Annotated in this window: 14 protein-coding genes; 7 read left to right on the top strand and 7 right to left on the bottom strand. The window is 71.4% G+C overall.

Annotated features, from left to right (window positions below; translation table 11 throughout):
• Positions 1-236 precede the first annotated feature (236 nt).
• The gene (locus tag ACFYQ6_RS26915; protein ID WP_388765326.1) at positions 237-1,040 is read left to right on the top strand and encodes a hypothetical protein; all 804 of its coding nucleotides are present in this window, start codon (positions 237-239) and stop codon (positions 1,038-1,040) included.
• Positions 1,041-1,081: 41 nt separating this feature from the next.
• Here ACFYQ6_RS26915 and ACFYQ6_RS26910 read toward each other — a convergent pair whose 3' ends face one another.
• Positions 1,082-2,005 (bottom strand): aminoglycoside phosphotransferase family protein, encoded by a 924-nt coding sequence (locus tag ACFYQ6_RS26910; RefSeq protein WP_388765324.1) that lies wholly within the window; start codon positions 2,003-2,005, stop codon positions 1,082-1,084.
• Positions 2,006-2,089: 84 nt separating this feature from the next.
• Here ACFYQ6_RS26910 and ACFYQ6_RS26905 point away from each other — a divergent pair, with 84 nt between their 5' ends.
• Positions 2,090-2,839, top strand: coding sequence for an ATP-grasp domain-containing protein (locus ACFYQ6_RS26905; RefSeq protein ID WP_388765321.1), 750 nt, complete (start codon positions 2,090-2,092; stop codon positions 2,837-2,839).
• 147 nt (positions 2,840-2,986) lie between these two features.
• Here ACFYQ6_RS26905 and ACFYQ6_RS26900 read toward each other — a convergent pair whose 3' ends face one another.
• The 3 genes from ACFYQ6_RS26900 to ACFYQ6_RS26890 all read right to left on the bottom strand — a co-directional run bounded on the left by ACFYQ6_RS26900 (position 2,987) and on the right by ACFYQ6_RS26890 (position 8,767).
• On the bottom strand, positions 2,987-3,895 hold the full coding sequence (locus tag ACFYQ6_RS26900; RefSeq protein ID WP_388765319.1) for an adhesin: 909 nt from the start codon (positions 3,893-3,895) through the stop codon (positions 2,987-2,989).
• Between the two features lie 51 nt (positions 3,896-3,946).
• Entirely contained in the window at positions 3,947-5,770 is a 1,824-nt protein-coding gene (locus ACFYQ6_RS26895) for an MFS transporter (RefSeq protein ID WP_388765317.1), read from the bottom strand.
• Positions 5,771-5,974: 204 nt separating this feature from the next.
• Positions 5,975-8,767 (bottom strand): serine hydrolase, encoded by a 2,793-nt coding sequence (locus ACFYQ6_RS26890; protein WP_388765315.1) that lies wholly within the window; start codon positions 8,765-8,767, stop codon positions 5,975-5,977.
• A 164-nt stretch (positions 8,768-8,931) separates the two neighbouring features.
• Between ACFYQ6_RS26890 and ACFYQ6_RS26885 the strand changes: the two genes are divergently transcribed.
• The 4 genes from ACFYQ6_RS26885 to ACFYQ6_RS26870 all read left to right on the top strand — a co-directional run bounded on the left by ACFYQ6_RS26885 (position 8,932) and on the right by ACFYQ6_RS26870 (position 13,309).
• Positions 8,932-9,645 carry a GPP34 family phosphoprotein gene (locus ACFYQ6_RS26885; RefSeq protein WP_361575530.1) on the top strand — a complete coding sequence of 238 codons (714 nt, stop codon included), beginning with the start codon at positions 8,932-8,934 and terminating at the stop codon, positions 9,643-9,645.
• 246 nt (positions 9,646-9,891) lie between these two features.
• Positions 9,892-10,749, top strand: a complete 858-nt coding sequence (locus tag ACFYQ6_RS26880; RefSeq protein WP_361575533.1) for a helix-turn-helix transcriptional regulator — start codon at positions 9,892-9,894, stop codon at positions 10,747-10,749.
• Positions 10,750-10,937: 188 nt separating this feature from the next.
• Positions 10,938-11,144 (top strand): DUF397 domain-containing protein, encoded by a 207-nt coding sequence (locus ACFYQ6_RS26875; RefSeq protein ID WP_145809235.1) that lies wholly within the window; start codon positions 10,938-10,940, stop codon positions 11,142-11,144.
• A gap of 581 nt (positions 11,145-11,725) precedes the next feature.
• Positions 11,726-13,309: a sodium:solute symporter family protein gene (locus ACFYQ6_RS26870; protein ID WP_361575537.1), complete on the top strand. Its 1,584-nt coding sequence runs from the start codon at positions 11,726-11,728 to the stop codon at positions 13,307-13,309.
• Positions 13,310-13,463: 154 nt separating this feature from the next.
• Here ACFYQ6_RS26870 and ACFYQ6_RS26865 read toward each other — a convergent pair whose 3' ends face one another.
• A complete protein-coding gene (locus ACFYQ6_RS26865) occupies positions 13,464-14,579 on the bottom strand; it encodes an ADP-ribosylglycohydrolase family protein (protein WP_361575540.1) in 1,116 nt (371 codons plus the stop codon).
• A gap of 168 nt (positions 14,580-14,747) precedes the next feature.
• Positions 14,748-15,854 carry an alkene reductase gene (locus tag ACFYQ6_RS26860; protein ID WP_361575543.1) on the bottom strand — a complete coding sequence of 369 codons (1,107 nt, stop codon included), beginning with the start codon at positions 15,852-15,854 and terminating at the stop codon, positions 14,748-14,750.
• 58 nt (positions 15,855-15,912) lie between these two features.
• On the opposite strand from ACFYQ6_RS26860, the gene ACFYQ6_RS26855 reads away from it, so the two are divergent.
• Positions 15,913-16,287: a MerR family transcriptional regulator gene (locus ACFYQ6_RS26855; protein ID WP_361575792.1), complete on the top strand. Its 375-nt coding sequence runs from the start codon at positions 15,913-15,915 to the stop codon at positions 16,285-16,287.
• A 31-nt stretch (positions 16,288-16,318) separates the two neighbouring features.
• Here ACFYQ6_RS26855 and ACFYQ6_RS26850 read toward each other — a convergent pair whose 3' ends face one another.
• Positions 16,319-17,011, bottom strand: coding sequence for a hypothetical protein (locus ACFYQ6_RS26850; protein WP_388765312.1), 693 nt, complete (start codon positions 17,009-17,011; stop codon positions 16,319-16,321).
• Between the last annotated feature and the right edge of the window lie 43 nt (positions 17,012-17,054).

Genomic DNA, 17,054 nt, shown 5'->3' with positions numbered 1-17,054 from the left:
CGCAGCCCACAGGTACGCCGTTCACCGGATGGCGGGAGGCGACGCTCTGGCTGGACGCGGCCGGGGGCGAACTCGCGGACGTCGTCGGTCACGCTGCGGCGCTCGGCGATGCCGATCACGCCTGCTGGATCGCCGAGTCACTGATCGACTACTTCATCGGGCGTGGCCGCTACCACGAGTGCCACACCGCCCTCGGAATCGCGCTCGCGCACGTCGAGGAGTGCACCGACCGGCGCATGCCCGCCGCGCTGCGGAACTGCATCGGTCTCATCTGCACGTACCGGGGCCGCTACCCGCAGGCCTACGCCTGGTTCGGCGAAGCACTCGAGCTCAGCCGCGCCCGCGACGACCGGCACGAGGAGGCCCGGGCCCTGATCGGGCTGGGAGCGCTGGACGGGCTCGGATCGCTCGTACCGGGCGTCGGTCCGGTCGACCTCGACCGTGCCGCCGCCCGTCTCACCCGGTCCCTGGAACTGGCCCGGGAGTTCGACGACGACTGGATCGTCGCGATGGCGCTCGGCGCGCTCGGCTTCGTACGCCACCACCAGGGGCGGAGCGAGGAGGCACTCGACTGCGTCCGTACCGCCCAGGCGCACGGCAGGGCGAGCGGCCGTCCGCAGGTGATCCGCCGGGCCCTGACCACCGTCGTCGACCTCCACCTCGCCCTCAGCCCTCGTGAAGCCTGGACGCTGCTCCGGCAGGTGGCCGACCTGACGCAGCACGCGGGGGACGTCCTCCTGCACACCCTCACCCTCGCCCGGCTGGGCACGGCCGCGCACGACGAGGGGGATCCGGGCGCCGCCGCGGCCATCCACCTCCGGGCCCTCGGCCAGCACCGGACGCTGTCCCCTCCCGGCGAACCCGACAGCACCCGGCTGGAGATGGACCTGCTCTGCCGACTGGGCCGGGCCTACCGCTCGTGCGGGAAGGAGTCCGAGGCACGGGAACAGTTCCGGACCGCGCTCGCGCTACCCGGGGCGGACCGGTACCCCAAGGAGCTCGCGCAGGCGGAGGACGGGCTGGGGGTCGTCACGGGATGACCACGCCGTGATCGTGGTGAGGCTCCCGAAACGGTGCCCTGTCATCCCGCACCGCCGCCCGGTCCCGCCTCCGCACCCGCCTCCGCCTCCGCCTCCGTCTCCGCCTCCGCCAGGATCTCGGTGATCACGTGGTGTGCGGTCCCCGCCATCACCGGGTTCGAGGTTTGGTAGTGCGAGAGTTCCATGAGCGCCACCGACAGGGCCCAGCCCCGCGCCCGCGCCCAGGTCGCCGGGTCCGCGCCTACCGCCGTACGGAAGACCTCCCTGGCCCCGGCCGACAGCAGGTACCAGCCGGGGATCAGGTCCACGGCGGGGTCGGCCAGACCCATGCAGCCGAAGTCGATGACCGCGCTCAGCCTGCCGTCCGCGACCAGGACGTTGCCCGGCTGGAGGTCTCCGTGGACCCATACGGCGGGACCGTGCGGCTCAGGAGCGTTCAGAGCCTCCGACCAGGCGGTGGCCGCCGTACCCGTGTCGATGACACCGTGCAGCGCGTCCAAGGCGGCACGGGCGGCCGTGTCGCGCGCGGCCAGCGGCTCGCAGCGGTAGGCGGGCGGGCCTCCGGCGGTGTCGACGCGGCGCAGCGCGAGGACGAACTCCGCCAGGTCGGCGGCCAGTTCCGCCCGGCCCGAGCCCGCGGCCGGGTTCTCCCCTTCGAGCCAGCTGTGCACCGACCAGGACCAGGGGTAGCCCTCGCCCGGCGCCCCCTCGGCGAGGGGCACGGGTACGGCGAAGGGGAGCTGGGAGGCGAGGCGGGGCAGCCAGCGGTGCTCGGCCGCCACGTCGTTCGAGCCGGCTTCGCCCCGGGGGAGCCGCACGGCCATGTCCGCGCCCAGCCGGTAGATCGTGTTCACCGTGCCGTGCGAGGCTGCCGGCTCGACGGGAAGGCGCGCCCAGGCGGGGAACTGTGCGGCCAGGAGGCGTCGTACGAGTGCCGCGTCGGTCTTCGTCTCTTCGGCGTGCATCCGGCCCATGCAAACCGATCCGGCAGCCGCTGTCGAGCGAAATCCCGTGGGCCGTGCCTGCCCGCTGAGGCAGGATCTGGGCCCATGGCCCTCATACTCCCGCCCCGCCTCACCGCTTCCGCCCGGGCTCTGCGCGAGGCCGCGCGACGGCGGGGCATGCGGACCGTGCAACTGCCGGACCACGACGTGCCCGACGCTCTGCGCGAGGGGGACGCGTATCTGCACGCGGGCCCCTCCTTCGCGGACGCCGTGGCCCCGGCGCTGGGCGTCGCACCACTCGAAGCTCCCGCCGACTGGCTGGCCCGGCTGCCCGCCGTGTTCGTCCGGCGTGAGATCCGCGCCGTGCCCATCCGCGAGGCGTACGGGCTGCGCCGCCCGGTCTTCGTCAAGTCACCGAACGACAAGAGCATCCGGGCGCTCGTCTACGCGGACGGATCCCGGCTGCCGGGCCCGGACGCGGTCGATCCGGAGACGGTCGTGCTGATGAGCGATGTCGTCGTGTTCGACGAGGAGCACCGGCTGTATCTGCTCGACGGGCAGGTCCACACCGGAAGCAGGTACGGGGTCTCGGGGCAGCTGCGGCCGGCACCGCTCTCCGCCGAGGCGGTCGCGTTCGGCAACGAGCTGCTCTCCGCCGCGGGACACACCCTGCCGTCCGCCATCGTGGTCGACGTGGGGGTCACCGATGCGGGGCAGTGGGCGGTCGTGGAGGCCAACGCCGCCTGGGCCAGCGGCTGTTACGCATCGGACCCGGACCGCGCGCTGGAGGTGGTGCTCAGGGCCGCCGGCCCGGCGCCGCACCTGGCGGAACGGGACGCCGCGTTCGTCCGGTGACCCGGGGGCCCGGGGGCCCGGGGGCCCGGGGCTCACGCAAGTGCCGGCGGGGCCCCGGGTCAGCGGACCGGGGCGGCAGGGCAGCGGGCCGGGGCGGCAGGGCAGCGGGCGCGGGTCAGCAGGCGGGAGGGCCGGGGCGGCGGCGGGTCAGCGGCAGGAGGCCTTCATCTGGGCCGCCGCGTGGTGCGCTCCGACCAGTGACGTGTCGCCCCAGTCGCGGCCCCGGTCGGTCAGCTGCACGGCAAAGGTGTCGCCCTTCACCGGATAGGTCCCCACGGCCACGGCGGTCCCCCGGTGGGCGGGCTGGCGCACCGAGAAGCCCGTGTAGGCGGAGTCGGGGTCGCGCGGGTCGGAGCGGACCCGGTACTCGGAGGGGTCGCCCGCCACGTCCCTGTCGCGGATGCTCCGGGGTACGAAGACCGTGAGCGCGCACTCGCGGTAGCCGCCTCCGAGGTGCCAGGACCAGACGGCGCTGCTCCGTCCTTCCTCCACCGGACTGCCCGACATCGGGACGGCGACGAACCGGCCGTCGCACGCGCTCCCCTCGAAACCGCCCGAATCGACGGTGTACCAGCCCGCGTCGCCGCTCTCGAAGCGCCCGAACTCCTCGTAGACGCCGGTGGTGCAGCCGGGCCCCGCCCACACGGAATAGCGGTAGCGGCCGGGGTCCGCCGTGGTAGCCGCCGACGCGCTCGGCGGCGCGCCCGGTGTGGCCTCACCGGGGAGGTCCGGGTCCGCCGGGACGATCCGGGTGGGGGCTCCGCCGCCGACCGGGGCAGGTACGGCGCCCGCGCGGCCCGCCGCCTCGGGGCGGCCTCCCCCCTCACCCGCGGCGAGCAGGGACACGGCGGTGGCCAGGCTCCCGGCGGCCACCACGACGCCCGCCGCCAGCAGGGCCTTCCGCCGCCGGGACAGCGTGGAGAGCCTGCCCGCCAGAGTCTCCCGCGCGATCCAGGAGTCGTTCCCCACCGGAGAACGCACCACGGAACCGCACCGGGGGCAGCTCATGCCCGGCAGCCCGCCGATGTGTTCGCCGCCGCACCGTTGGCACCTCATGACAGGACACCTTGCCAGTGCGGCCCGCCAGGAGGGAGGGATCCGGCAGGATCAGCGCAGCTCCTCCGGGCACGGCGTGCCCGGCTGGAACTGGTAGGGGGCCGCGAGCCGGTAGACACCGGGGCGCGGGGCGAGCAGTTCGGTCCACTCGTCGCCGTCCCCGTCCTCGTCCACCTTGATCAGGCAGCCGTGGGCGTTGGTGAAGTCCTTGGGCGCGTTCTCGTCCTTCGCCGAACGCCGCTTGGACTCCTCCGTCTCCTGCGGGCGCTCCACCCCCTTGCCCTCGCCGTCCACGACGGCGAGCCACCGGGAGTACGGGATGCGGATCAGGACCCGGCCCGCGGACCGCACCCGGATCGTCAGCTCGTCGGCGCCCGCCCGTTCCACCGTGGCCGGCGGGTCGGCGAGCGGCACCGGGTCCAGGACCCGGAACAGCTTCCAGTTGGCGTCGCTCCAGACCGCCTTCAGATACGGCTGCCCCTTCTCGACGAGCCCCGCCTCCTGCTCCGCCCCGCTGGAGTCCGGCTTGCCGGTGGGCAGCACCACGAAGTGCACCGCCCAGCGGTCCAGCCACTCGCGGTAGTTCTCGGCGTCGAGGGTGTCGTCGTAGAAGAGCGGGTTGCGCTTCATGTCGGCCTGGCGGTTCCAGCCACGGGCCAGATTCACGTACGAGTCGAGCGCCGACGCCTCCCGGTGGCTGCTCGCCGGGACCACCTCGACCCGGCCCCGCTCCGCCCCCACCCGCTGGAGCTGGTTGATCAGGGGGGCGAGCTCGCGGTTCCAGGACGCGGTGGGCGCCGTACGGACGATGTCGTCGACGCCCTTGAAACCGATCCAGAAGTTCAGCCCGGCGAAGGCGATGACCAGGGCGTACCAGCGGCGGGTGCGCGGCGCGGTGTACGGGAGCGCGGCGAGCAGCACCACACCGGCGACCAGCATCGCCATGCGCGAGACGTTCGAGCCGATCTGCGAGTCGACCACATAGGTGAGCAGCGTCCCGACGCCGTACACCGCGGCCGCCGTGCGCACGGTGTACCAGGTCCGGGGCACGAGGAAGAACACCAGGACGGAGAAGATGAAGGGCAGGGACAGGGTCCCGAGCGACATCGGCTGCGTACCCGAGAAGGGGAACATCCACGCCGACAGGACGACGACCACGACCGGGGGCAGCCCGATCGCGTACGCCCCGGGGCGTCTCTTGTTCAGGAAGAGCGCCGCGGCGACCACGCCGAGGAAGAGCCCGGCGACCGGACTGCCCGCCGTGGCCAGCGCGGCGAGCGGCGCGGCGACGACGGCCTTCGCCCACCGCTTGTACCGCCAGCGGTGGGGCCAGCAGAAGACGGCGGCGACCGCACCGACCGCGAACATCATGCCGAGCCCGAACGTCACGCGGCCCGACAGGGCGTTGCACAGGTACGCGAACACCCCGGCGAGCGCACACGCGAGCGGGTTACGGACCGCGGGCACCCTGACCAGGATCAGCGCCGTGAGCGCGGACGACACCGTGCCTGCGACCATCATCGTCGTACGGACGCCGAGCACCGACATCAGGTACGGGGACACCACGCTGTACGAGACCGGGTGCATCCCGCCGTACCAGGCGAGGTTGTACGCGGTGCCCGGGTGGCGGCCGACGAACTCGGCCCAGGCGTCCTGGGCCGCGATGTCGCCTCCGCTGTTCGCGAAGAAGAAGAACCAGAGCAGATGCGCGACCCCGGCGACGGCGGCCGTCAGCAGCACGGGGTGGCGCCGTATGCGGCTGCGTACCGAGCCGTCCGGGCGTCCTTCGTCCCCGGTGGCCTGGGCCGGAATGCGTACGGACACGCTCGCGGCGGACGGACCGTCCTTCGCCCGCGTCGGCTCAGCGGTGGTCACTGCGACTCTCCCCGTCCTCGCCCGGGCCTGCCGAACCGTCGGTGTACTGCGGCCTCATCCGTCCGGAAGGACGCGTCCCGACGCCCGTCCGTTGCTTTCGGGACGCTAGCACGCGGCATTTTGTCCGCGCTGCCCCATAGGGCGGCCCCCTGCCCCACAGCTGTGGGGCAGGGGGCCGTACGAGCAGCTCGGACGGGGGGCGGCTCAGGTGATGCGGGTGAACTTGTCCCCGAAGCCCGGCTCCGTCATCTCGCTCTGCAGGGCGACGGGGGCCGAGACCTTGCCCGTGCCGGTGCCGATCGTGACCTCTCCGACGACGGTGCCCGCCTTCGCCGTCTGCTGGAGGGGCTCGTCGCCGGCGCCGAGATCGAGCTCCACCTTCAGCCCGCCCCAGCCGACCGCCTTCAGGTCCTTGGTGGCGACCACGGGAGTCTGCGTGCCGAAGCCGTTGTCGACGTAACCGACGACCTGGCCCTTCTTGACCACGGTCGCGGAGTCGACACCCTTCTGGGCGGCCCGGATCAGCGTGAGGCTGTTCTGGATGGCGCGCTCCAGCTTGGCGTACAGGGTGCCGTCGGTGTCGGCGCCCATGACCGCACCGATGATCCGGCGGGTCTTGCCGTCGACGACGGTGTCGGCGGTCCAGAGCAGGTTGCCGCCGGCGGGGGTCGACGAGCCCGTCTTGATGCCGTTGACCCCGTCCTCCAGGAGGATGGTGTTGTTGTTGTAGATCTTGCCGACGCCCGGGATGTCGGCCTGCGGCATGTTCACGATCTCGCGGAAGATGTCGTTCTGCATGACCGCTTTGCCCAGGGCGATCTGGTCGGCCGGCGTCGACACGGTGGAGGACTTGAGGCCGCTCGGGTCCGTGTAGGTCGAGTCGGTCATGCCGAGGTCCTCGGCAGCGGCGTTCATCTTCTCGACGAACGCCTTCTCGGTCGTGGCGTCCCAGCGGGCCAGCAGACGGGCGACGTTGTTCCCCGAGGGGATCATCAGCATCTGGAGCATCTGGCGCTCGGTGTACTTGTCGCCCTCCTTGATGCCCGCCATCGACTCGTCCGTGTTGGCGGCCTCCTCGGCCGCCTGCTTGTCGACCGTGATCTGGTCACCGGTCTGCTCACCGGTGATCGGGTGCCCCTGGAGGATCACGTAGGCGGTCATGACCTTCGCCATGCTCGCGATCGGCGCGGGCTTGTCCGCGCCGTACGAGCCGAGGGTGCCGACGCCCTCCACCTCGACCGCGCCCTGTCCCTCCGCGGGCCACGGCATGTCCAGCTTCTCGCCGCCGAAGGTGTACGTCGGCGAGGCGGTCAGGGTCAGCGCGGGCTCCGGCAGCGGTCGCACCGCCTGCGCGATCGCAAAGACGATCACCAGGAGCAGCAGCAGCGGCGTCCAGATCTTGACCCGGCGGACCGCGGTGCGGACCGGCGTCTCCGGAGGCGGCGGGGTGTTGGTGAGCTCGGCGAGCAGGTCGAGCGGCGGCTTGGGCGGCATGGGCTGCTGCCGGGTCCGCTCGGCCTCCGTGAGCCCTGCCCCCGGCGCTCCTGGGGCGCCGGCGGCGATCGAGACGTCGGGGGTGACCGTGGGGCCGATCACCGGAGGTGCGGGGCGCACGTCGTCCGAGCGCAGCGGGACGAACTTGCTGGTCCGCTCGGCGGGAGCCTCGGGGGTCTCAGGGGTGCCGGAGGTCCCGGAAGTACCGGAGGGCTTCGCGCCCCAGGAGGCGGGCTTCCGGGTCTCCTCCCTCGGGGGGAGCTTCAGCGCGGTCGTCGGCTGGTCGACCTGCGGGGCACGCGGCGCCTTGAAGGCGGTGGTCGGGTGATCGATTCCTCGCTGCTCGCCCTTGGCCGCGGCGACGGCGGAGGCTTCGGCCTTGTCGTCCTCGTCGGCGGGCTCGTCGGCGTCCTCGTCCGCGGCCTCAGGGGCGGACCCCGCCGCTGAGGGCTCCTCGCGGGTCTTCGGGATGCGCGGAGCGTCGGCCGGCGCCTTGTCGGCCGGTGTGTTGTCCTCGGCGGGGGCAGCGTCCTCCGCGTCCTCGTCGGTGACGGGTACGGCGTCCTCGACGGCGACGGCAGCGTCGTCGTCCTCGGCAGGGGCCGGAACCTTGTCCTCGACCTGAGCGGTCTTGTCCTCGGGAGTGGACGGGACCTTGTCCTCGACCTCAGCGCTCTTGACCTCGGCAGGGGCCGGGACCTTGTCCTCGACCTCAGCGGTCTTGACCTCGGCAGGGGCCGGGACCTTGTCCTCGACCTCAGCGGTCTTGACCTCGGCCGCAGCAGCCTTGTCCTCGGCCGAGGCGTCGGCCTCGGCCGGGACGGAGGCGTCGGTGGCAGGGCCGGTGACGTCGTCCTCGGCGGGCTTGCCCTCGTCCGCGGTGGTACCGGCTCGGCCTGACTCTTCCTCGTCGTCGCCCGCGACCCAGGCCGCCACGACGGCCCGCAGCCGCGCGTCGGACGGCTCGGCGTCCTCGGGGCTCTCGGAGGCCCCGGAGTTCTCGGCGTCTTCTTCGGAGCTCTCGGAAGCCCCGGAGTTCTCGGCGTCCTCGGACCCTTCGGAGGTATCGGCCTCCTCGGCGTCCTCGGGCCCCTTCGCGTCCTGGGCCCCCTTCGCGTCCCCGGAAGCGGAATCCCTGGAACCCGCCGGGCCCGTCGCCGTCGCGGCCACGTCCGTCGTCTCGCCCTCTTCGACCTCCGCGGCCTCCCCAGCCCCTCCACGGGTCCTGGAGCCGTCCTCGGCCCCCTCGGCCGCCTCCGCGCCCTCCAGGGACCCCGAGGAGCCCTCGGAGGCGGCCTCCTCCGAGGAGCGCGGCAGGCGGAAGACCGCCGTCGCGCTGTCCGTACCGGCCTCCGCCGCACTCCCGTCCGCCTCAGCGCCCGGTTCACGGAACACGGCGAGACGCGGATCGCGTTCCTCCGTCGTCCCCGACGACTTCCGCTGCTCCGACTTGCCGGGGGACTCGCCCGCCACCGATGCCTCCTTGATGCGCCGCGGGGTCATGCCCGCACTGTCCGAACCATCTACCAGTGTCCTGTGTGAACCCTTGGCCGAGCCGCTAGACGAGAACGACATACCTAACGGTTCCCTCACAAAGCACCCAGGCACCCTCGACAGACCAATGTGAGAGGGGTCACCCTGTCAGACATCCACGCGGGGAGGCATGGATGGGCAGGAGCCGCAGAACAATTCCGGAGGAGCTTCTGCTGCTCGCTCTGGACCCGACAACGGGTACCACAGCGCAGCCGCAGTCGCTCGACCTCGGCCTGGCCGGGGCACAGCTAGTGGAGCTGGCTCTGGCAGGACGGATAGCCCCTGACGGGGATCGTATCGCCGTGGTGATGCCACGGCCGACAGGAGATCCGACTCTGGACTCCGCACTGGAACTGCTGCGCCGTCGTGGCAGTCCGGTTCGGGCGGTCCACTGGATCGGCGGACCCCGACTGGGACTTCGCCAGATCTACCTCGCTCATCTGGAGCGGTGCGGCATGGTGCATGCCGTGGCGGGCCAGATGTGCGGAGTGCTGCCGACGACTCGCTACCAGGCGACGGACACGGCGATCAGCCGGGACATCAGGTCCAGGCTGGACAGTGCGATCCGCACCGGCGTACCGCCGGACCCGCGGACCGCGGCGCTCGCCGCACTGGCCCACGCGGTCGGTCTCGGCAAGCACCTGTACCCCGGGAACGAGGGGCGCTCATCGCGCTCCCGGCTCCGGGATCTGATCAGACACGACCCGATGGGCGGTCTCGTGGCGCATGCCGTGATGGACGTCCAGAACGGTGTGGCCGTCCAGCCACGCCGCAATCAGCAGGCGGCAGGCGTGCCGTTGCAGCCGCAAGCGCGTCGCGGAAGCATGGCGCACACCTCCGTCCACTGACCGCACGACCGCGCGGACACTTGCGCGGAGTACTGAATGCCGCCATATCGCCGCACCGACGTCCCCATGACCCGGTTCGGGAGCCGCACCAGGCGCGGGGCAGCCGGATCCACCGGCTGCCCCGCGCTTTTGCGTGCGCTCGTCCCGTGTGGCCGTTTCCCAGCGCGGCCGGGTGCGCGGGTGGCAATCTGCTGAGCAGTAGACACGCACAGCTACAAGAGCTGCATAGCCGGAGGTGCCGTTTCCGTGCCGACCAACGTCAATCCCACCGTCAGGCGACGCCGGTTGGGTCAGGAGTTGCGCCGCCTGCGCGAGATCAAGGGCATGACGGCCGAGGAGGTGGCGGAGCGGCTGCTGGTCTCGCAGTCGAAGATCAGCCGCCTGGAGAACGGCCGCCGCTCCATCAGCCAGCGCGACGTACGCGATCTCTGCGGGGTGTACGAGGTCGAGGACCACCGCGTCGTCGACTCGCTGATGCAGATGGCGAAGGACTCCCGCCAGCAGGGCTGGTGGCACGCGTTCGGCGACATCCCCTACAGCGTCTACATCGGGCTGGAGACCGACGCCGAGTCCCTCCGGGTGTACGAGCCCCAGGTCGTCCCGGGGCTGCTGCAGACCCGGAGTTACGCCGAGGCACTGATCAACGGCGCGCTGCCGGAGGCTCCGCCGTCCGACATCGAGAAGCGGGTGAACGTCCGGGCCCGCCGCCAGGACCGGGTCAACGCCCCAGAGCACCCGCTGCGGCTCTGGGCAGTGATCGACGAGTCCGCCCTGCGCCGGCTCGTCGGCGGCAAGCAGGTCATGATCGAGCAGCTGGAGCACCTCATCGAGCAGTCCCAGCTGCCGCACGTGACCGTGCAGGTGCTGCCGTTCGAGATGGGGGCGCACCCCGGGATCAACGGGCAGTACGCCATCCTGGAGTTCCCCGACGCCGCGGACTCCAGCGTCGTCTACATCGAAGGGGTCACCAGCGATCTCTACCTGGAGAAGGCGAACGACGTACAGCGCTACAGCGTCATGTACGAGCACCTCCGGGCCCAGGCGCTGAACGTGGACCAGACCCGTCAGTTCATCGGCGACATCGTCAAGGAGTACACCCGGTGAAATCCCTGTGAGTGGGGTGGGGGCGGGAAGATACACCGTCACCACCGCACCACGGAAGACCCGCATGGAATATGCCATCCGGTCGAGTGAACGGCTGCACCACCAAGCGATGTTGGCGAGTAGCGTCGATCACGCCAACAGGAACGAAGTTGGTGCCACTCACATCAACTCTCTGAACCGGAGTGAACATGGCTATTCTTCAGGGCGCCACGGAAAACTGGACGAAGTCGTCGTACTCCGGTGGCAACGGGGCGTGCGTCGAAGTGAAGTCGCCCGTCACGCAGGCCATCGCCGTGCGCGACTCGAAGGCCCCCGAGGGCCCTTCGCTCACCTTCGTGCCGGGAGCGTGGAACACCTTCGTGCGGGACGTCGCGTCGGGCTCGATCAACGCCTGACCCGTACGACCGGCCGGCACGCCGAACCGTGTGCCGCGCTGCGTCCGGTCGTCTCACGACCGCCAGGAGCCCTCTCGCCCGGCCCGCCGTCCTGGCCGAGGGGGCTCGGCCGTCACCCGGACACAGCGCCCGCCGTTCGGCGCACCCCGCACAGCACTGCCTCGGCAGTGCGGGCGCGGACAGCGCGGTCCTCACGGACTGCGCGGTCGGCGCACACCGTACACAAGCTTCACGTGGTCAGCTTCTCCCCTTCTCCGGCCGCACGGGACCCGCATCCCGTGCGGTCGTTCTGCGTTTCTCGGCGTTCGTGGTCTGTTGCTTCGGTCTCTGCACAGCCTGACGAAGTGCCCGCTCATCGTGTGGCCGTGGTCACGTTCACGACAACGCCCCGCAAGGTCAAGAACTAGTAAAATCGTTCGCCTTGCTGATCCGCGTTCACATCCCTGATCGAGAAAACCTTGACCGGGGACCCGGGCAGGCGGTTCAATCCCCGAAGCCCCCGTTCCCGCACGGGGCCCCGCTGAACGGCCGTACTGACGAAGTGCGTTCCCGTTCACAAGGCGGACCCCTGGAGGGGGCACATGAACAGTCTCGACTGGGCCGTGCTCATCGGCTACTTCGGTGTGATGGTCGCGATCGGACTCTGGTCGCACAAGCGCGTGGACAATGTCAGCGACTTCTTCACGGCCGGCGGCAAGATGCCGTGGTGGCTGTCGGGCATCTCGCACCACATGTCCGGCTACAGCGCGGTGATGTTCACCGGTTACGCCGGTATCGCGTATCAGTACGGCGTCACGTCCTTCGTGACCTGGTCGCTGCCGATCGCGATCGGCATCGGCATCGGCGCGAAGCTCTTCGCGCCCCGGCTCAACCGGCTGCGCTCGCGGCTGCACGTCGCCTCGCCGCTCGAGTACCTCAAGAACCGTTACAACGTCCCCACCCAGCAGGCGCTGGCGTGGTCCGGTCTGCTGCTGAAGATCGTGGACGTCGGCGCCAAGTGGGCCGCCATCGCCACGCTGCTGTCCGTCTTCACGGGTATCACCCTCACCCAGGGCATCTTCATCACCGGCATCATCACGGCCGTCTACTGCACGGTCGGCGGCCTGTGGGCCGACGCGCTCACCGAGCTCGGGCAGTTCATCATCCAGCTCTTCGCCGGTCTGGCCATGCTGGTGATCGTCATGAGCAAGCTCGGCGGCTTCAGCTCGCTGTGGACGGTCTGGGACAAGCTGCCCGAGGGCCACACGGAGCCGACGGCCGGCCCGTACACCGTGACCTTCCTCCTGGCGTACCTCTTCATCAAGACCTTCGAGTACAACGGCGGCATGTGGAACCAGGCCCAGCGCTACATGGCCACGGACTCCGCGCGCTCGGCGACCCGTTCCGCGTACCTGTCCGCCGCTCTGTGGCTGATCTGGCCCGTGGTGCTCTTCTTCCCGATGTGGGTGGCCCCGCTGCTCGTCGAGGCCAAGAAGCCCGACGCCTCGGACAGTTACGCGCTGATGACCGAGCAGCTGCTGCCGCACGGCCTGCTCGGGCTGGTCGTCGTCGGCTTCTTCTCGCACACGATGGCCATGTGCTCCTCCGACGCCAACGCCATCTCGGCGGTCTTCACCCGGGACATCGCGCCGGTCTTCTCCAAGGCGGCCCGCACCTGGAGCAACCGCAGCGGCCTCCTGGCCGCGCGGCTGTCGACGCTGGCCTTCCTCGGGCTGTCGATGGCGCTGGCGACCCAGATCAACTCGCCCACGTTCAAGGACATCATCTCGGTCGTCATCAAGTGGGTGGCCGGCCTCATGGGGCCGATCGCGATCCCGTTCATGCTGGGCCTGCTGCGCAGGTTCCGCAGGTCGGGTCCGACAGCGGCGCTCACCAGCTGGGCGGCGGGTCTGCTGGCCTTCTACTTCACCAACTACAACTTCGACGGTTCGGTGAAGACGGACGTCGCGCTGCAGTACCAGGTGGCGCTGCCGCTCGCGATCTCGCTGGTGCTGTACATCGCCATCGGCTTCATCAAGCCCGAGGACACCCCGGAACGTGACGCGTTGATCGAGCAGATCAACTCAGACGGTCCTGGCCCCGTGGGCGGCGGAGCCACGGCGGCCGGCATCCCCCTCCAGAAGGGGCCCGAGGGCACCGGTGTCCCCGAGAGCGTGAAGGACTGACCTGCCCCGCACGCGGGGCACGGGGACGGTGGGCGGGCGCGGCGGCGTCCGCCCATCTCCGTCTCCGGCCGTCTCCGGCCGGGGTACCGTCTCCTGCCTTGTCCCCAGCCCCGGCGTCCCCGCCCCCGGCCCAGTGCCCCGTCTCCGGCCGGGCTCAGTCCCTCGGGTAACGGGCGAGCCAGCCCGGCGCCACCGCGGTCGGGCTGTGCAGGGCCGGGCCCTGGGTCATCTCCATGGCGAAGTCGTCGGCGAGTTCAAGCAGCGTCGAGCGGCCCTCCAGCTCGGCCAGCCAGGCCGGCGGCAGGGACGTCTCGCCGTGCAGCGCCCCGAGGAGAGCACCGCAGACGGCCCCCGTGGCGGCGGACGGCCCGGAGTGGTTCACGGCCAGCCGCAGCCCGTGCCGTACGTCCTCGCCGACCAGCGCGCAGTACAGGCCCACGGCGAGGACCTCGTCGGCGGAGTCGGTGTCCCCGAGTGCCTCGATGAGGGCGGGCCCGGGTATCCCCTGGCGTACGGAGCCGAGGGCCTGCCGCAGCGCCTCGGTGACCTGCTCGCTGCCCGGCCGTTCGGCGAGCAGCGCCAGCGCGTGCTGCACCGAGCCGTCCAGGGTCTCGCCGCGGGCGAGTCCGTGCACCATCACGGCGAAGGCGCCCGCGGCGAACTGGGCCGTGGCGTGGCCGTGGGTCTGGGCGGCGCACTCGACGGCCAGCTGGAGGACGAGCTGGGGCTCCCAGCCGACGAGCAGCCCGAAGGGCCCGGAGCGGGTGAGCGCGGCCGAGTCCCGCGCGGCGGGGTTCTTGGGTACGGCGAGGGTGCCCATGGTGGCGTCACCGAACCCGACGAGGCACTCCCTGGTGGGGGCGCGGCGGGTGTACAGCCACTCCTCCCTGGCGAGCCAGCCGTTGTCCTTACGGCGTTCGTCTGGCCCCCAGGCGCTCTGGGTGGCGGCCCAGCGCAGATGGGCCCGGTACACGTCGGTGGGCGGGTGCCAGGCGCCGGTGTCGCGCCGGACCTGGGCCCGGATGAGGCCGTCGACGGTGAAGAGGGTGAGCTGGGTGACGGCGGTGACGGCGCCCCGCCTGCCGTGCACGGCGACGAAGTCGGCCACCCCGTCCGTGCCGTGGGCCTCACGCACCGCCTCCAGCGTGAGCCCCGAGATCCCCGCCCCGAGCGCGTCACCGATGGCACCCCCGAGCAGGGAGCCGCGTACCCGGCTGCGGAAGTCCTGCTGCTGGGCACGGCCCCAGACAGCTGTGGTCCCTGTGCTCACCGTGCCCCTTCCGTCCGCCCTGGTGTGCGACCGCGCAAGCACTGTAATCGAACGGTAAGGGCCGTCTCAGGGGTGCAGCGGTATGTACGCAGTACCTCTCCAGAACCCCCTTTGGTCAGCATTGCCCGGGGATTTCCAGGGTCTGCCCGCGCGGCCGCGCGGCGCCGTTCACGCCTCGGCGGGCAGGGCCGGGTAGTCCGTGTAGCCCGTCTCCCCGCCGACGTACATCATGTAGGCGTCCCGGACCTGGTTGACCGGGGCGCCCGTGCGCATCCGGCGGATCAGGTCCGGGTTGGCGAGGAAGGGTCGGCCGAGCGCGATGACGTCGGCTCCGGCGGCCAGCAGCCGCTCGCCGTGGGCGAGGCCGCCGTCCTCCGGGATGCGGTCCCCGGGCAGCACCGGGTTGGCGATCAGGGTCCCGGGCCAGTCCTTCCGGATGCGCTGGAAGACGGGGTCCTCGGGGTCGGCGTACCCCACGTGCAGATAGGCCAGACTCCGGTCGGCCAGGGCTGCCACGAGCGCCGGGTAGATCTTCTCGGTGTCGCCCTCCTCCATGCCGTTGACCGTGCTCCACGGCGAGACGCGCAGACCCACCCGCTCGGGGCCGATCGCCTCCGCCACCGCTTCGGTCACCTCCACGACGAAGCGGATGCGGTGGGCCACGGACCCGCCGTAGGCGTCGGTCCGCCGGTTGGTCCCCTGGCCCAGGAACTGGTGGAGCAGATGGCCGTTGGCGCTGTGGACCTCGACGCCCTCGAAGCCCGCCTCGATCGCGTTGCGGGCAGCGGAGGCGAAGTCCGCGACGGTGGTGCGGATGTCCTCCGCCGTCATCTCGCGGGGCACCACCGACGGCACGCGCCCGGCCGGAGTGTGGATCGTCTCCGGCAGTGCGATCGGCGAGGGGGCGACGGGCGTGAGGCCGCTGGTGTCGGGGTGTCCGGCGCGCCCGCCGTGCTGGATCTGGAGGAACATCCGCCCGCCCTCCGCACGGACCGCGTCGGTGACCCGGCGCCAGCCGGCGACGTGGGCGGGGCTGTGGATGGCGGTGATGTTCGGGTAGGTCTGCCCCACCGGATTCGGCGTGGACGCCTCCGCGATGATCAGCCCCGCCGAGGCGCGCTGCGCGTAGTACGTAGCCATGAGCGGGGTCGGGACACCGTCGGCGGTGGCGCGGTTCCGGGTCAGCGGCGCCATCACGATGCGGTGGGGAAGGGTGAGGGGTCCCAGTTCGACGGTCTCGAAGAGCTTCGCGGGGGAAGGGGCTGCGTTCGTCATGCCGGAACGGTAAGAATTGACACCGGTGTCAGGTTCAAGTCCCGGAAGCGAGGCATTCATGCGGATCGGCGAGCTGGCCCGGCGTACGGGCGTGAGCGAACGCTCCCTGCGCTACTACGAGACCCAGGGCATCCTGAAGGCCGACCGTACCCCCGGCGGCCACCGCGACTATCCGGAGGGCGCGGTCGACCGGGTGATCCGCATCCAGGAGTTCTACGCCGCCGGGCTGTGCAGCTCCAAGATCGCCGAGCTGCTGCCCTGCGTACGGGACACGGACGGCGGCCCCTCCGCGATCGCCACCCCTCGCCTGGTCGGTGACCTGACCACGGAGCGCGACCGCATCGACCGGAAGATCGCCGAACTTCGCCGCTCCCGGGAGGTACTGGACGACGTGATCGCCACGGCGGCGGGCAGGAGCGCGGACGAGGACTGAGCGGCCGGGCACCGCGCCCTCGCGTCAGGCGTCAGGCGTCGACGAAGTCGGTCAGGACACAGCCGTCGACGAGGGCGTCCTGCGTCGTGGAGTTCGGCGGGGCCGTGTAGCCGGGCGCGCAGTTCAGACCGAGGGTGCCGAGGGAGAGCATGTCCCGCTCCTCGCTGTCGGTGGCGTAGATCCGCGCGGCGAAGTTCTTGCCGACGAACCACCGCGTACGGGTGTCCCCCTCGCCTGCGGCGATCTCCTCCTCCTGGCGGGCCTTGAACGCGGCCTCGAACCGGGCCATGTCGCTGACGACGATCAGTTGATGGCCGTTGGCGCTGCCGTCCTCCCCGTCGCACGTGGCGCGTTCCTCGATGCCCCACTCCGCGTTCGTCGCGGACTCCTGTGCCACCGCGGTCTCCGACGAGGTGTCGTCGACGCCGGTGAAGGTGGTGTCCTCGGGGTCCGTCGACGGGCTCTCGCACGTCGTGACGTTGCTGATCAGCCGGATCAGTTCATCAGCACCGGCGACCGAGGCGAGCTGCGCCTCTCCGCCACCGGCCACCGTGCCGTCACCGTCCGTGCCGTCACCGTCCGAGCCCAGGGCGCCCTGTCCCCCGTTCCCGGCGGCGGACGCCTGGCTGTTCCCGGAGGCGGCCTGCCCGTCGCCGTCGTCGCATGAGGTGGCCGCGAGGGCCAGGAGGACGGCGAAGGCCGCGACAGCCTGCTTGGTGCGCATCTAGGACCCTTACGTGAGGCCGTGCAGATCACGGGACCCCGGG

Origin of the sequence: Streptomyces sp. NPDC005494 (assembly GCF_042872025.1) — a bacterium.
In the GTDB taxonomy this organism is placed as follows: Bacteria; Actinomycetota; Actinomycetes; order Streptomycetales; family Streptomycetaceae; genus Streptomyces.
This window is presented reverse-complemented; position numbering and strand designations above follow the sequence as displayed.

Excerpts from the sequence above, each read along its gene's own strand:
- ACFYQ6_RS26910 (WP_388765324.1), bottom strand. The coding sequence starts at position 2,005 with ATGCACGCCGAAGAGACGAAGACCGACGCGGCACTCGTACGACGCCTC.
- ACFYQ6_RS26860 (WP_361575543.1), bottom strand. The coding sequence starts at position 15,854 with ATGACGAACGCAGCCCCTTCCCCCGCGAAGCTCTTCGAGACCGTCGAA.
- ACFYQ6_RS26855 (WP_361575792.1), top strand. The coding sequence starts at position 15,913 with ATGCGGATCGGCGAGCTGGCCCGGCGTACGGGCGTGAGCGAACGCTCC.
- ACFYQ6_RS26900 (WP_388765319.1), bottom strand. The coding sequence starts at position 3,895 with ATGAGGTGCCAACGGTGCGGCGGCGAACACATCGGCGGGCTGCCGGGC.
- ACFYQ6_RS26915 (WP_388765326.1), top strand. The coding sequence starts at position 237 with ATGCCCGCCGCGCTGCGGAACTGCATCGGTCTCATCTGCACGTACCGG.
- ACFYQ6_RS26875 (WP_145809235.1), top strand. The coding sequence starts at position 10,938 with ATGGCTATTCTTCAGGGCGCCACGGAAAACTGGACGAAGTCGTCGTAC.
- ACFYQ6_RS26905 (WP_388765321.1), top strand. The coding sequence starts at position 2,090 with ATGGCCCTCATACTCCCGCCCCGCCTCACCGCTTCCGCCCGGGCTCTG.
- ACFYQ6_RS26850 (WP_388765312.1), bottom strand. The coding sequence starts at position 17,011 with ATGCGCACCAAGCAGGCTGTCGCGGCCTTCGCCGTCCTCCTGGCCCTC.
- ACFYQ6_RS26885 (WP_361575530.1), top strand. The coding sequence starts at position 8,932 with ATGGGCAGGAGCCGCAGAACAATTCCGGAGGAGCTTCTGCTGCTCGCT.
- ACFYQ6_RS26870 (WP_361575537.1), top strand. The coding sequence starts at position 11,726 with ATGAACAGTCTCGACTGGGCCGTGCTCATCGGCTACTTCGGTGTGATG.
- ACFYQ6_RS26890 (WP_388765315.1), bottom strand. The coding sequence starts at position 8,767 with ATGACCCCGCGGCGCATCAAGGAGGCATCGGTGGCGGGCGAGTCCCCC.